The 14,622-nt window shown below is 47.5% G+C and carries 13 protein-coding genes; all 13 read left to right on the top strand.

Annotated elements, in window-relative coordinates; translation table 11 throughout:
• Positions 1–4 precede the first annotated feature (4 nt).
• Entirely contained in the window at positions 5–652 is a 648-nt protein-coding gene (gene leuD, locus MED92_RS17080) for a 3-isopropylmalate dehydratase small subunit (RefSeq protein WP_007022840.1), read from the top strand.
• Between the two features lie 64 nt (positions 653–716).
• Entirely contained in the window at positions 717–1,796 is a 1,080-nt protein-coding gene (gene leuB / locus MED92_RS17085) for a 3-isopropylmalate dehydrogenase (RefSeq protein ID WP_007022841.1), read from the top strand.
• A gap of 157 nt (positions 1,797–1,953) precedes the next feature.
• Positions 1,954–3,069, top strand: a complete 1,116-nt coding sequence (gene asd, locus MED92_RS17090) for an aspartate-semialdehyde dehydrogenase (protein WP_007022842.1) — start codon at positions 1,954–1,956, stop codon at positions 3,067–3,069.
• Between the two features lie 72 nt (positions 3,070–3,141).
• Entirely contained in the window at positions 3,142–4,164 is a 1,023-nt protein-coding gene (locus MED92_RS17095) for an aspartate-semialdehyde dehydrogenase (protein WP_007022843.1), read from the top strand.
• A 144-nt stretch (positions 4,165–4,308) separates the two neighbouring features.
• Positions 4,309–7,608: a FimV/HubP family polar landmark protein gene (locus MED92_RS17100; protein ID WP_040663192.1), complete on the top strand. Its 3,300-nt coding sequence runs from the start codon at positions 4,309–4,311 to the stop codon at positions 7,606–7,608.
• A 1-nt stretch (position 7,609) separates the two neighbouring features.
• Positions 7,610–8,461 carry a tRNA pseudouridine(38-40) synthase TruA gene (truA, locus tag MED92_RS17105; protein WP_007022845.1) on the top strand — a complete coding sequence of 284 codons (852 nt, stop codon included), beginning with the start codon at positions 7,610–7,612 and terminating at the stop codon, positions 8,459–8,461.
• A 68-nt stretch (positions 8,462–8,529) separates the two neighbouring features.
• A complete protein-coding gene (locus MED92_RS17110; RefSeq protein ID WP_007022846.1) occupies positions 8,530–9,153 on the top strand; it encodes a phosphoribosylanthranilate isomerase in 624 nt (207 codons plus the stop codon).
• On the top strand, positions 9,143–10,363 hold the full coding sequence (trpB, locus tag MED92_RS17115) for a tryptophan synthase subunit beta (RefSeq protein WP_007022847.1): 1,221 nt from the start codon (positions 9,143–9,145) through the stop codon (positions 10,361–10,363). Before MED92_RS17110 ends, trpB begins: the two co-directional genes overlap by 11 nt.
• 20 nt (positions 10,364–10,383) lie before the next feature.
• Positions 10,384–11,187: a tryptophan synthase subunit alpha gene (gene trpA, locus MED92_RS17120; protein WP_007022848.1), complete on the top strand. Its 804-nt coding sequence runs from the start codon at positions 10,384–10,386 to the stop codon at positions 11,185–11,187.
• Between the two features lie 18 nt (positions 11,188–11,205).
• Positions 11,206–12,135: an acetyl-CoA carboxylase, carboxyltransferase subunit beta gene (accD, locus tag MED92_RS17125; RefSeq protein WP_007022849.1), complete on the top strand. Its 930-nt coding sequence runs from the start codon at positions 11,206–11,208 to the stop codon at positions 12,133–12,135.
• Between the two features lie 114 nt (positions 12,136–12,249).
• Positions 12,250–13,497, top strand: a complete 1,248-nt coding sequence (gene folC, locus MED92_RS17130; RefSeq protein WP_238321528.1) for a bifunctional tetrahydrofolate synthase/dihydrofolate synthase — start codon at positions 12,250–12,252, stop codon at positions 13,495–13,497.
• Entirely contained in the window at positions 13,498–14,061 is a 564-nt protein-coding gene (locus MED92_RS17135; RefSeq protein ID WP_007022851.1) for an SPOR domain-containing protein, read from the top strand.
• Between the two features lie 63 nt (positions 14,062–14,124).
• On the top strand, positions 14,125–14,619 hold the full coding sequence (locus MED92_RS17140; RefSeq protein WP_007022852.1) for a CvpA family protein: 495 nt from the start codon (positions 14,125–14,127) through the stop codon (positions 14,617–14,619).
• Positions 14,620–14,622: the final 3 nt, after the last annotated feature.

The following is a 14,622-nucleotide window of genomic DNA, read 5'->3' on the forward strand; positions in this document are numbered from 1 at the left end:
CGACATGAACAAGTTTACTTTGCACACAGGTATCGCAGCTCCATTGGATCGTGCCAATGTTGATACCGATATGATTATTCCAAAGCAGTTTTTGAAATCTATCAAACGTTCAGGTTTTGGTAAAAACCTGTTTGATGAACTGCGTTATCTGGATGAAGGTCAGCCGGATCAGGATTGCGCTGGCCGCCCGTTGAACGAAGAGTTCGTTTTGAACTTGCCGCGTTATAAAGGCACAAGCGTTCTACTTGCGCGTGAAAACTTCGGTTGCGGTTCAAGCCGTGAGCACGCGCCTTGGGCTTTGGATGATTTTGGTATCCGCTCTGTGATTGCGCCAAGCTTTGCCGAAATTTTCTATAACAACTGCTTCAAAAATGGTTTGTTGCCGATCATTTTGAGCGAAGAGCAAGTTGATCAGTTGTTTAATGAAGTAGCCACAACTGAGGGTTACGAGCTAACCGTTGATCTGGAAAATCAGGTTGTTAAAACGCCTTCTGGTGAAGAGATGGCTTTTGAGATTGATGATTTCCGTAAGCACTGCTTGTTAAATGGTTTAGATGATATTGGCCTTACATTGCAGCATGCAGATGATATTAAGGCTTACGAAGAGAAGCGTCGTCAGAGTGCGCCATGGTTGTTCGACGCTATTAAATAATAGCGTCGGCAATTAGAAAAGAATATAAAGCCTCGTTTCGAGGTAAGTGGAAAGGTTATAAAAAATGTCTAAAAACGTATTGATTCTGCCGGGTGATGGCATCGGTCCAGAAATTGTTACAGAGGCACGTCGTGTTCTGGAACTAGTAAATGAGCAGGATAACCTGGGTCTGGAACTGACTGAAGCGCTGCTGGGTGGTGCTGCGATTGATGCTGAAGGCGTACCTCTGCCAGATGCAACGCTTGAGGCGGCTAAAGCTTCTGATGCGATTCTGCTGGGTGCTGTGGGTGGTCCTAAGTGGGATACCAATCCTGATTTCCAGATCCGTCCTGAAAAAGGTCTGCTGGGTATTCGTTCCCAACTGGAGCTTTTCGGTAACCTGCGCCCAGCTATTCTTTACCCGCAGCTGGCACACGCGTCTACCTTGAAGCCTGAAGTGGTATCTGGCCTGGATATTCTGATTGTACGTGAACTGACGGGGGGTATTTACTTCGGTCAGCCACGTGGTGTCCGTGAGAAAGAGGGTGGTATCCGCGAAGGTTACAACACTTATGTTTACGATGAGAATGAGATCCGTCGTATCGGTCGTGTTGCGTTTGAGGCGGCTATGGCGCGCGATAAGCGTTTGTGTTCTGTAGACAAGGCTAATGTACTGGAAGTAACAGTTCTGTGGCGTGAAATTATGGAAGACCTAGCCAAGGAATACCCAGAAGTAGAGCTAAGTCATATGTACGTCGACAATGCAGCGATGCAGTTGGTGCGTGCACCTAAGCAGTTTGACGTTATGGTAACGGGCAACATGTTTGGCGACATTCTATCGGATGCTGCTGCCATGCTGACCGGCTCCATCGGTATGCTGCCTTCTGCTTCTCTGGATGAGAGCGGTAAAGGTATGTACGAGCCTTGTCATGGTTCTGCGCCTGATATCGCAGGTCAGGGCCTGGCTAACCCGCTGGCGACTATTCTGTCTGCGGCGATGATGCTGCGTTACTCTCTGGGTGCTGGCGAAACGGCTGACCGTATTGAAGCGGCAGTGAGCAAAGTGCTAGATCAGAATCTGCGTACTGCTGACATTATGTCTGAAGGTATGCAGCAGGTATCTACATCTGAAATGGGTGATGCGGTAGTTGCTGCGCTGCAGTAATTTGCTGATAAGGCGATCTAGTAACGTAGATTGCCATAGTCTCCCCGACAGATTTCAGGCATAATTATGCCCTCTCTGAGTCACTCAGAGGTTACGAAAGCTGGTATCGATGGCGGTACCGGCTTTGTTGTTTATATTTGATCATTTGGTGAATTTAATGAAACGTGTAGGTTTTGTTGGCTGGCGTGGAATGGTAGGTTCCGTGCTTATGCAACGCATGATGGAAGAACGTGATTTCGATCATATCGAAGAACCGGTCTTCTTCACGACATCCCAGGTAGGTCAGGCAGGTCCGGATATTGGTAAAACGATTCCTGCGCTGAAAGATGCGACATCCATTGAAGAATTGAAACAGATGGATGCGATTATTTCCTGTCAGGGTGGTGACTACACGAAACAGGTTTATGCTGATCTGCGTGGTGCGGGTTGGGAAGGTTACTGGATCGATGCAGCATCATCCCTGCGTATGGATGACAGCGCAATTATCGTGCTGGATCCGGTAAACATGAATGTAATCAAAGATGGCCTGGCTAACGGTGTTAAAACCTATGTGGGTGGTAACTGCACAGTTTCGCTGATGCTGATGGGCTTAGGTGGCCTGTTCAAAAACGACCTGGTTGAGTGGATGACGTCCATGACTTATCAGGCAGCTTCTGGTGGTGGTGCTCGTCATATGCGCGAGTTGATCTCACAGATGGGTATCATTAAAGAATCCGTTGCGGCAGATCTTGCTAATCCGGCTTCTGCTATTCTTGATATTGATCGTCAGGTAGCTGAAACGATCCGCAGTGATGCAATGCCTGTTGATAACTTTGGTGTGCCACTAGCGGGTTCTTTGATCCCTTGGATCGATACCAAGCTGGATAATGGCCAGAGCCGTGAAGAGTGGAAAGCATACGCTGAAACTAACAAGATTCTGGGCCTGGGTGATAGCCCAATTCCAATTGATGGTACTTGTGTACGTATCGGTGCTATGCGTTGTCATAGCCAGGCGTTCACTATCAAGCTGAAGCAGAATGTACCTATGGATGAAGTCGAGTCCATGCTTGCAGAAGCAAATGACTGGGTTAAAGTGATCCCTAATGAGCGAGATATTACAGCTCAGGAATTAACCCCTGCTAAAGTCACTGGCACTTTGAGTGTACCGGTAGGTCGTCTGCGTAAAATGAATCTGGGTGATGAGTACCTGAATGCATTTAGCGTAGGTGATCAGTTGTTGTGGGGTGCGGCTGAACCACTTCGTCGTATGCTGAGAATATTGCTGGAAGATTAATCGTCTTTTTGAATTGATGTTTTTTAACCAGCCCGACAATGATCGGGCTGGTTTGTTTTTGGAAGAAGAGAAATGAGTCAGGGTTACAATGTCGCCGTTGTTGGTGCAACGGGTATGGTGGGTGAAGCAATTCTGGAAATTCTTGAGCAGCGAGAGTTTCCTGTTGCTGAGTTGTTCTTGGTGGCAAGTGAGAACAGTGCGGGTAAAACCCTGCAATATAATGATAAGTCCCACCGGGTTGTTGCAATAGATGATTTTGATTTTTCGCAAGCGCAGATCGCATTCTTTACTGCGGGTGGTGCGGTATCTGAAGAGTACGCTCAGATCGCAGCGGATCAGGGTTGTATTGTTATCGATAATACATCCGCATTCCGGTATGAGTACGATGTTCCGCTGGTTGTGCCTGAGGTGAATCCAGAGGCAGTGGCTGAGTACCCAAATCGTGGCATTATTGCTAATCCAAATTGTTCAACCATTCAGATGCTGCTTGCCGTTGCGCCTATTCACAGGCATGCCTCTGTGAAACGCATCAATGTTGCGACCTATCAGGCTGTATCGGGATCTGGTAAAAGTGGTGTCGAAGAGTTGGCAGGCCAGACTGCAAAGCTACTTAATGCGCAAACACCGGAAACAAATGTGTACCCTAAGCAGATCGCCTTCAATGTTCTGCCGCTGATTGATGAGCTACAGGAAAACGGGTATAGCCGCGAAGAGATGAAAATGGTCTGGGAAACACAAAAAATTCTCGGAGATGAATCGATTATGGTTAATCCGACCTGTGTAAGGGTGCCTGTTTTCTTCGGCCATAGCGAAGCGGTTCATATAGAATGTTGGGATCCGATCAGTGCGGAAGAGGTTAGGGAGTTGCTTGGTCATTCTGCAGGTGTCGAAGTGGTAGATAGCTCTGAAGAGGGAGGTTATGCAACGCCTGTGACTGAAGCTGCAAAGAATGATGAGGTATTCGTTAGTCGAATCCGGGAAGATATTTCCTGTGAAAATGCTATAAATTTATGGGTTGCAGCCGATAATGTTCGCAAGGGTGCCGCGCTTAACAGTGTTCAAATAGCAGAATTATTGACCCAGCAGTATATTTAAGGCGGTTTTGTAAGGGGAAATGCAAACAGTTGTTTGTATTCCCTTGACCCGTAAGCAGTTTATAAACAATACTGTGAGAAGATTTCGGATTCGAAATCCTTAGGTCCTTGGTGATTTAGGGATGTATGGGAACAAGGGAAACTGATGATGTTGCGAAAACTCGCCGTCAGCCTTGCCGTAGCAGGGATTATAAGTGCCACCAACGCTAATGCGCTTGGTCTGGGTGAAATCAAAGTTAAGTCTGCGCTGAATGAGCCGCTTAATGCAGAGATTAATCTGCTTCAGGTCAGGAAGCTCGGCCCGCTACAAATCCAGCCAAGAATGGCTGATATCGACGAGTTCGCGCTCGCCGGGTTGGATAAATCCCGTTTTCTAACCGATGTTAGCTTCCAGGTTAAGGTCAACCCAGATGGTACAGGTACCATTCTGTTGCGCTCGGATCGCCCTGTAAGAGAGCCATTCCTTAACTTCCTCGTTGAAGTAAACTGGCCTAACGGACGCTTGGTTCGGGAATATACGCTTCTACTTGATCCGCCTGTATTTGACCCAACCCCCGTACAGAAAACTGTTCAGCCAGCTACTTATCCCGCGTCTAGTTCGTCTCAAGTCAGTTCCAAATCGGTTAAATCGCAACCGCGAACACTGGCAGGTGGTTCGAACCAGGTATACGTAGATACTAAAGACACGCTTTGGTCTATTGCTGTAAAGCACAGGCCGAGCACGTCTGTTTCTGCTAAGAAGATGATGATCGCTTTGCAGAAAAAGAACCCGCATGCATTTGTTGATAACAACATCAACAAACTTAAAGCAGGTGTGATTTTAGATCTTCCAACAATGGAAGAGATTAATCGCATGAATGCGAACGATGCAGCCCTGGAGGTTGTTCGTCAGACGTCAGAATGGAAATCTCAAGGGACTGAAAAAAAAGAACCTTTGGAGGCTTCCAAAAAGAAGGCCGTAACTGAGGTTGTGCCTGAAGAGCCAGCGCCCGCTCCAGAGGATGAAAAAGCTGCAGAACTGAAGATTGTTACCCCTAAAGATAGCATTGAGCCTGAAGACGGTATGGCAACCGATCAGTCTGATGCGGAATCTGAAGATGCAGAAGCTGAAAAGCCTGCTTCTGAAGAGATGAAATCTGAAGAGGGTGCAGAAGCTGATGATGAAAAAGCTGCGCTGATTGAGCGTAATCAGGAATTAGAAGATCGCCTGAGTCAGTCATTAGAAAATGTTGATAAGATTTCTCGTGAAAATGAAGAGCTGAATCAGCGCCTTGATTCTATCCAGTACGAACTGGAAAAATTGCGCGAGATGCTGGAGCTTAAAGATAAAGAGCTTTCAGCGCTCCAGCAGCAGGCAGAGCAGGCTAAAGCTGCACCGCCTCCACCACCTCCGCCTCCACCAGAAAAAAGTTTAATAGATTCTATTCTGCAGTCGCCAACCATTCTGGGTGGAATTGGTGCAGCGCTCATTGCGCTGCTCGGTGGTTTGTTCTTCTTCCTGCGTCGCGGTAAAAAAGATGAGGATGAAGGTGCAGATGAAGGGCTAGTGCAGGTTCCAGATGATCTGGATACCAGTGAGCCTGAAGTTGAAGCTGAAGCTGAGGAGTCTGCAGAAACAGATGAAGCAGCTGATGCTGAAGCAGCAGATGACCTGGAGTCATTGGAAGATGCCGATGATCTTGAAATAGGTGATGATGAAGACCTATTAGATGACTCTGATCTGGACCTTTCTGAAGACACAGAGCTGGATCTGACTGATGACAGTGATCTGGAAGATTTGGATGATCTGGATCTGGATATGGATATGGACCTGGATCTTGAAGAAGATTCAACGGCCAGCGATATCCTTGATACTGTAGATGAAGCGTCAGATGCAGAAGAGCTGCTTGATGACGATGAATTCGATTTAGGCCTGGATGATGATCTTGACGATGAGCCTGTAGATTCTGATGTAGATGACAGCCTCGATGCGTTGCTTGAAGAGACTTCAGAGACTGAAGAGGCAGCAACTGATGACGTTGTAGAAGAGATCACCGAGGAAACTGATGCCTTAGACGATATTCTGGGCGAGGTTGAAACTGAGGAAGCTGCGGCTGAAGAACCCGATGAGTTAGACGATATTCTCGGCGAAGATGCTGATGATGCGCTCGATGATATTCTTTCTGAGGCTGATGATTCTGAAGATGAGATCGACCTTGGTTTGGATGATTCAGATCTTGAATTTGATGTGGCTGAGCCTGAGCCTGAAGCTCCTGATACTACAGAGGAAGTTGAGGCTGCGGAAGAAGATGATACCGATCTTGAATTCAGTGTAGATGCACCGGAAGAGGAGCTGGTCGAAGAAACGCAAGACGTTGAGCTGGAAGAGGCTGCATCTGATGATGTAGAAGAGGAGCTTGATTTCGTAGTTGATGAAATGCCTGATCTCGAGATCCCTGAAGAGTCTGATGCGACTGATCAGGTAGAAGATTTAGCCGATCTGAGTGAGCTTGAAGAAACGGCAGAAGAACAGCTCGATGAAACGGGGCTTGATGAGTTACTCGACTCTGTTTCAGACGATGATATACAGGCGCTTGCAGCTGAAGCGGGTGAAGATGATGGTTTGGGTGATCTGGATTCAGTACTCGAAGATGTTGAAATCGATGAGGTTGAATCTCCTGGGTCTTCGGCCGATGTATCGGAAAGTGCTGAAGATGAGCTAGAAGCGTTGCTGGCCGAAGATCTGGATATGTCTGATCTTTCGGGAGATGCCGAAAGTGGCGAAGATACTGATGCCGACCTTGAGGCCATGCTTGCTGCAAACCCTGACCCCGATGAGGAAGTTTTGACTGGTCAGTTAGAGCCTGATGATGAAATTAATCTGGATGAGCTGGAATCTGATAGTACGCTTGATGATCTTCTGGCGCAGGTTGATGAGCAAACCGATCAGGAGATGGCCGAAGAACTTGAAGCTGAAATCGCAGAAAAAGCTGAGTCTGAATCGGATAGTGCTACTGATGATCTTGACTCAATGCTGGATGATCTGGATATGGATCTTGCGGCAACTGCGGCCGGTGGTGCAGCAGCGGCAGCCGCTGTAGCAGCTACTTCGGGTAGTGATGAGGTCGAGCTTGAAGGTGATGATTCAGCATCAGAGGATTTGGAAGCTGATCTTGATTCTGAACTTGATGCATTACTGAACGGTTCAGATGGTGATTTAGATCTTGAAGAAAGTGTAGTGGATGACGAGGACATGTCAGTGGATGAAGATTTTGATGAACTGGCAGGTTTGAATCTGCTTGAGGGAGCGGATGAGGTCGAAACTAAGCTGGATTTAGCTCGTGCATACATGGACATGGAAGACTTTGAAGGTGCGAAAGATATCCTGGAAGAGATTGCTTCCGAAGGCAGCGATGAGCAGAAACAAGAGGCGCAAGCGCTGATTAAGTCCATAAACGAAAAATAGAATGACAGAAAAAAGTAGTATCGAGCCGCAAGGCTCTGAGACAGGGGCGATTTCGATCGCCCCTTATCGTTATGCTCTGTGTGTTGAATATTCGGGTGCAGAATATCGTGGTTGGCAGATCCAGCGCGAAGGTGATGTGCCCAGCATACAGGCGACAGTAGAAAAAGCGCTTTCAAAAATTGCGAATGCACCGGTATCAGTGATTTGCGCTGGCCGAACTGACGCGAGAGTTAATGCAACCTATCAGATTATCCATTTCGATAGCCCCGTAAGGCGCGACGAGCGTGCCTGGGTGATGGGTACTAACACCAATCTGCCGGATGATATTGCCATCCAGTGGGCTAAACAGGTACCTGAAAGTTTTCATGCGCGATTCTCAGCCCTGGAAAGGCGCTATCGTTACCTTATCTATTCTAATCCAGTGAAACCGGCAATTTTGCCCAAAGGCATTACTTGGACCTACAAGGAGATGGATGTAGCGCGTATGCAGGAAGCGGTCAAGCATCTTGTAGGCGAGCATGATTTTACCTCCTATAGGGCGGTAGGGTGTCAGGCACACAGCCCGGTCAGAACCGTGAAAGAGTTCAATGTCTATCGAGAAGGGCGTTTAGTCATACTGGATGTTCGAGCAAATGCTTTTCTTCATCATATGATTCGTAACTTTGCAGGGGTGCTGATGACGATAGGCTGTGGCGAAGCTGAACCTATCTGGGCAAAAGAGGTTTTGGATGCCCGTGATCGACGTCAGGGAGGGGTGACAGCGCCGCCGTTCGGCTTATATTTTGTGGATGCCAAGTACCCTGAGGAATTTGACCTGCCAAAATCACAAATTGGCCCCTATTTCCTTGCTTAGTTAACTGACGAAGCTGTCTGGAATCTGCTAGAATCTGCAGTCTGATTTTGTTCAAGTGATGTAATTCTGTGGCAAGAACTCGCGTAAAAATATGTGGCATTACCCGTCTTGAGGATGCGTTGACAGCAATTGAGGCGGGTGCAGATGCGCTTGGCTTCGTTTTTTATGCGCCAAGTCCACGATCCGTTGAGGTTAAACAGGCAGCTGAGATTATTGCTCAGTTACCTGCATTTGTTACCACTACTGCGCTTTTTGTAAATGCCGAACGTGAATTCGTTGATCTGGTTATCCGTGATGCACGTATCGATTTGTTGCAATTCCACGGTGATGAAGATGAGGCGTTCTGCAACAGTTTTAGCCGGCCTTACATCAAAGCACTAAGAATGAAACCTGAGTTGGATCTTAACGCCGAAGTGGCAAGTTTCTCTTCAGCTCAGGCAATCTTACTGGATGCCTATCGCCCAGGTATGCCTGGGGGGACCGGTGAGATTTTTGATTGGGATCGTATCCCTGAGCAACATCCCGCACCTATCATCTTGGCTGGAGGGCTCGACAGCGGCAACGTGGCACAGGCTGTTGCTGCAGTAACCCCTTATGCTGTCGATGTCAGTGGTGGTGTTGAACAAAGCAAAGGCATTAAAGATGCCAATAAAATTAATATGTTTGTAAATGAGGTAACCCGTGCCAACTAACATAGATCTTAAAGCACTTTCTCAGTTGCCCGATAGTAATGGCCACTTTGGCCCTTACGGTGGTCGTTTCGTATCTGAAACTCTGATGGCTGCACTGAAGCAGTTAGAAGAAACTTATGAGAAATTGTGGCGAGATCCAGCGTTCCAGGAAGAATTTGACCGCGATCTGGCGCACTATGTTGGACGTCCTTCACCCTTATACTTCGCCAAGCATCTGACTGAAAAAGTCGGTGGCGCGAAGATCTTTCTGAAGCGTGAAGATCTGAACCACACGGGTGCCCATAAAGTTAATAACACTATTGGTCAGGCATTGTTGGCAAAATACACAGGTAAGCCCCGTGTAATTGCTGAAACGGGTGCAGGGCAGCATGGTGTAGCTTCGGCGACTGTTGCGGCTCGTCTGGGTCTGGAATGCCAGGTATACATGGGTGCAGAAGACGTTCAGCGTCAGGCATTGAATGTTTATCGTATGAAGCTGCTTGGCGCTGAGGTTATCTCTGTTGAGTCAGGTACACGTACGCTAAAAGATGCGATGAATGAAGCGATGCGTGATTGGGTAACTAACGTTGATAACACCTTCTACATTATCGGTACAGCGGCAGGTCCACACCCGTATCCAAAGCTGGTGCGTGACTTCCAGTGCGTTATTGGCCGCGAAGCGCGTCAGCAATGTTTAGATCAAACGGGTCGTTTACCTGATGCGTTGGTCGCCTGTGTAGGTGGTGGCTCTAATGCGATCGGCCTTTTCCATCCGTTTATTGAAGATGCTGATGTGAAAATGTATGGCGTTGAAGCGGGCGGCTATGGCGTCGAAACAGGTCAGCACGCGGCGCCCCTTTCTGCCGGTAGCCCTGGGGTACTTCACGGTAATCGTACTTACCTGATGTCCGACGAAGGTGGTCAGATTCTGGGTACGCATTCTGTATCTGCGGGTCTTGATTACCCTGGTGTTGGTCCTGAGCATGCGTACCTCAAGGATACAGGGCGTGCAACTTACGTTGACGCAACCGATGAGGAAGCGATGGATGCATTCCGTGCGCTGACCCGTGTTGAAGGTATCATGCCTGCAATTGAATCGAGCCATGCAGTGGCTTATGCGATGAAGTTGGCAAAAGAGATGGATAAAGATCAGACAATTGTTGTGAACTTGTCTGGTCGTGGTGATAAAGATATTCATACGGTCGCACAGATCGATGGCATCAATATCTGATTTGTGCGGAGATAAGGAAAATGAGTCGAATTTCTTCAAGCTTTACAAAGCTTAAAACGGAAGGGCGTAAAGCGCTTATTCCCTATGTAACAGCAGGTGACCCGGCACCAGGTGTAACAGTTGGTCTGTTACACGCCATGGTAGAGGCCGGTGCAGACGTTATTGAACTGGGAGTACCATTCTCAGATCCAATGGCCGATGGTCCGGTTATCCAGTTGGCTTGTGAGCGTGCGCTTATGCATAACACGCGTCTGACTGATGTGCTGGAAATGGTCGCTGAATTTCGTCAGAAAGATGATGTTACACCGATCGTATTGATGGGCTATCTAAATCCGATTGAGATTCTAGGTTATGAGCGTTTCGCTCAAGAAGCTCAGAAGGCGGGTGTTGATGGTGTGCTGACTGTGGATCTTCCACCGGAAGAGTCTCAGGAGTTTAATCAGATCATGCGTGAGCATGATATCGATACCATCTATCTGTTGGCGCCAACTACTGAAGAGTCACGCGTTAAATATGTGTGCGAAAATGGCAGTGGTTACCTGTATTATGTATCGGTAAAAGGTGTAACTGGCTCAGCATCGCTGGATGTTCAGTCGGTTGCTAACAAACTTGAAGTGGTGCGAAAGTACACTGACCTGCCACTTGGCGTTGGTTTTGGTATCAAAGATGCAGAATCTGCAACGTCGGTATCCAAAGTTGCTGAGGGCGTAATTGTCGGTAGTGTACTGGTAAATAAGATTGCAGAATTGGTAAAAGATCAGGACAATATTGCCCCTGAAGTCGCTGCAATTATCAACGATATGCGTACCGCAATGGACAGCTAATAAGGTTTTTTAAAAAAGATGAGTAACTGGCTGGAAAAAATTGTTCCTTCCCTGGCGCGTACAGATAAGAAACGCTCCAATATCCCGGAAGGCCTTTGGAAAAAATGCCCAAAATGTGAATCGGTTCTGTACCGCCCAGAGCTGGAAAAGAATCTGAATGTTTGTCCGAAATGTGATCATCACATGCGTCTCAATGCGCGTCGTCGCCTTGAGTTGTTCCTGGACGAAGGTAATCGTCAGGAATTGGGTACAGATGTTGAACCAATCGATCGCCTGAAGTTTAAGGATTCTAAAAAGTATAAGGAACGTCTGTCGGCTGCTCAGAAGAGCACAGATGAGAAAGACGCCCTGATCGCTATGCGTGGTGAGCTGGAAGGCATGCCTGTGGTTGCGGTTGCTTTTGAATTTAGCTTCATGGGTGGTTCTATGGGTGCCGTTGTAGGCGAACGCTTTGTTCGTGCTGCAAATATTGCGCTGGAAGAGAATATTCCGTTTATCTGTTTCTCTGCATCGGGTGGTGCACGAATGCAGGAAGCATTGTTCTCTTTGTTCCAGATGGCTAAGACCAGTGCAATTCTGGAGAAGCTGCGCCTTCAAGGGACGCCATACATCTCTGTTCTAACAGACCCTGTTTACGGTGGTGTATCCGCTTCATTGGCAATGTTGGGTGATTTAAATATCGCTGAACCTAAAGCGCTGATGGGTTTTGCAGGCCCACGTGTAATCGAGCAGACTGTTCGTGAGAAGCTGCCTGAAGGTTTCCAGCGTTCTGAATTCCTATTGGAACATGGTCAGGTGGATATGATCGTTAACCGTGGCGAAATGCGCGAGAAAGTAGGGCGAATTTTACGCAAATTCACTCATGCGGCGCCGATTGCTCCGGTTGAAACGGTTGAAGGTGAAGTGGTTTCTGAAAGCGAAGTGCCGCCGGCACCTGAAGCTCAATAACCAATAGCCGAGATAGACAAATTGGCCGACGTGTAAACGCCGGCCTTTTTCTTTTTTGATCTAAGTAAACTTAAAAGAATTACCCGCTGGTCGATAGTAGATATGGCAAAAGAGATGAACTTAACGCAGTGGCTCTCCTGGATGGAGCAATGCCACACCGCAGAGATTGATCTTGGACTGGATCGAGTCAGCCGCGTTGCTGATGAACTTCAGTTGGACTTGTCTTCGTCTACTGTGGTTACCGTGGCTGGGACCAATGGGAAAGGCTCCACCGTTAGCTATCTTAGTAGTATCTATCTACAAGCGGGTTATTCAGTGGGTGCCTATACTTCGCCACATTTCCTGCGCTATAACGAGCGAGTCAGGCTTAATGGCCTTGAAGCCACTGACGAACAGCTTTGCGACGCGTTTGAACGTATCGATCAGGCGCGAGGGCAGATTCCACTAACTTACTTTGAATTTGGAACCCTGGCGGCGCTAATTATCTTTGCAGATACCAAGCCAGATCTTGTACTACTTGAGGTGGGTCTTGGGGGGCGCTTGGATGCGGTCAATATCATTGATGCGGATGTTTCGGTAGTAACAACAGTTTCGATAGACCATGTTGATTGGCTGGGCGATGACCGTGAGTTTATAGGCCATGAAAAGTCGGGCATTTTCCGTGCGGATAAGCCGGCTATCTGTGGCGATCTAAACCCGCCTGTTTCAGTTGCCAAATATGCAGCTGATATCGGAGCGGAGCTTTATCAGGCAGACCAGCAGTTCAGTTTTGAGAAAACTAAAAAAGGCTGGCATTGGAAAGGATTAAATGCGGATGGTTCTGAGCAGATAATCAATGACCTGCCCTTACCATCGTTACCACTGCAAAATGCCTCTACCGCGATTCAGGTTTGTCAGCATATCCCATTAAATGTCAGTGCCGACCAGATCAAAACGGGGCTACAGACGGCTACGTTAACTGGCCGTATGCAGAAGCTTGAGGTCGATGGTGTTAACTACTGGCTTGATGTAGCACATAACCCAGAAGCCGCAGAGCTATTGGCAAAACGCATTAAGGATATGCCGAAGCCTGTTACTTTATTGCTGGGTATGCTGGCAGATAAGGACTGCCAGCAGGTTATAGACTTGATAACACCGGTCGTTGATAGCATCTATTTAACTGATCTGAATGTGCCTCGCGGACAAAAAGCCAGCGCTTTGGCAGCACTGCTCCCTTCTGGGGTGCATGCGTTGCAAGCGGATACCGTTAAATCTGCGATAGAACAGATCAAAAAGCACACCAACGCCGAAGAGAATGTTATTATCGCTGGATCATTCTTCACTGTTAGCGATGCGTTGTCAGAATTGGGCAAGGAAAAGTAGATGCAACAAAAGGTAAAATATCGCCTGGTTGGGCTGGCTGTTATTCTGGTTTCTGCAGCTATTATTTTTCCTCTGCTCTTTGACGGTTCCGGTTATAAAGAGCGTCATCTCAAATCTGAAATTCCAGAAGCACCTGAACGTCCAGAAATTGTTCGCATTACACCTAAAAATAAACCTCTTCCGGATACTTCTGTTCCGGCTGAACCTAAAGAGCCCGTTGTCATTCCTGAACAAGATGCGGTGGTTAAAGAGCGTATTGAAAAACGTGTCGAAAAAGAAAAGATCGCGTTGGATGTGCGTAAGGATCAGCCTGTTTTAGATCAGCAAGGGGTTCCTGTGGCCTGGACTCTGCAATTAGCTAGCTTTAAAGACGAAGCCAATGCTAAGAGCCTGCGCAAGCAACTCATCTCCGAAGGTTATAAAGTTTTTACCCGTAAACAGGGTGAGTTGGTTAAAGTTTATGTTGGGCCTGAATTCCAGAAATCGCGTTTGGAAGGTTTAAAGGCTCAGCTTAAGAAAGATTTCGGCCTTAGTGGCATGATTGTACGTTTTACGACGCAGTAATAATGGCGTTTAGTGGTAGTGAAAACTCTGTTAAAATGCCGGCAATTTCTATGAGCAGTGAAAATGAACTGGGCTGACTGGACAATATTAACCATCATCGCGATTTCAAGCTTGTTTAGTTTGAAGCGCGGCTTTGTACGCGAAGCCTTGTCTCTGGTTACCTGGGTATCAGCTTTTATCGTTGCGCGCCTGTTTTCTCAGTCTCTCTCCTTCCTACTAGAACCTTATATAGAGACACCCTCCGTACGCGTTGTCGCAGCATTTGCTATTCTGTTTATTGCCACCCTTATCGTTGGCGTACTTATCAATAAGTTAATCGGCGCGTTGATTGAGGCTACTGGCCTGTCCGCGACGGATCGAATTTTAGGAATTGGCTTTGGCGCAGCGAGAGGCGGTTTAATTATCGTCGCTATCGTGGCGCTGATCGGCATGAGTCCGGCGATCAATGATCGTTGGTATCAGGAATCTCAGTTGATTCCGCATTTCGCTATGATGGAAGCGTGGACCAAGGATGCAGCGGGTGAGGTTGGACGCCTTATCTGGAATGCGGGTCGCTAAATT

Origin of the sequence: Neptuniibacter caesariensis, from assembly GCF_000153345.1 — a bacterium.
Classification (GTDB): Bacteria; Pseudomonadota; Gammaproteobacteria; order Pseudomonadales; family Balneatricaceae; genus Neptuniibacter; species Neptuniibacter caesariensis.

Excerpts from the sequence above, each read along its gene's own strand:
- asd (WP_007022842.1), top strand. The coding sequence starts at position 1,954 with ATGAAACGTGTAGGTTTTGTTGGCTGGCGTGGAATGGTAGGTTCCGTG.
- MED92_RS17100 (WP_040663192.1), top strand. The coding sequence starts at position 4,309 with ATGATGTTGCGAAAACTCGCCGTCAGCCTTGCCGTAGCAGGGATTATA.
- MED92_RS17095 (WP_007022843.1), top strand. The coding sequence starts at position 3,142 with ATGAGTCAGGGTTACAATGTCGCCGTTGTTGGTGCAACGGGTATGGTG.
- folC (WP_238321528.1), top strand. The coding sequence starts at position 12,250 with ATGAACTTAACGCAGTGGCTCTCCTGGATGGAGCAATGCCACACCGCA.
- MED92_RS17140 (WP_007022852.1), top strand. The coding sequence starts at position 14,125 with ATGAACTGGGCTGACTGGACAATATTAACCATCATCGCGATTTCAAGC.
- accD (WP_007022849.1), top strand. The coding sequence starts at position 11,206 with ATGAGTAACTGGCTGGAAAAAATTGTTCCTTCCCTGGCGCGTACAGAT.
- truA (WP_007022845.1), top strand. The coding sequence starts at position 7,610 with ATGACAGAAAAAAGTAGTATCGAGCCGCAAGGCTCTGAGACAGGGGCG.
- leuD (WP_007022840.1), top strand. The coding sequence starts at position 5 with ATGAACAAGTTTACTTTGCACACAGGTATCGCAGCTCCATTGGATCGT.
- MED92_RS17135 (WP_007022851.1), top strand. The coding sequence starts at position 13,498 with ATGCAACAAAAGGTAAAATATCGCCTGGTTGGGCTGGCTGTTATTCTG.
- trpA (WP_007022848.1), top strand. The coding sequence starts at position 10,384 with ATGAGTCGAATTTCTTCAAGCTTTACAAAGCTTAAAACGGAAGGGCGT.
- leuB (WP_007022841.1), top strand. The coding sequence starts at position 717 with ATGTCTAAAAACGTATTGATTCTGCCGGGTGATGGCATCGGTCCAGAA.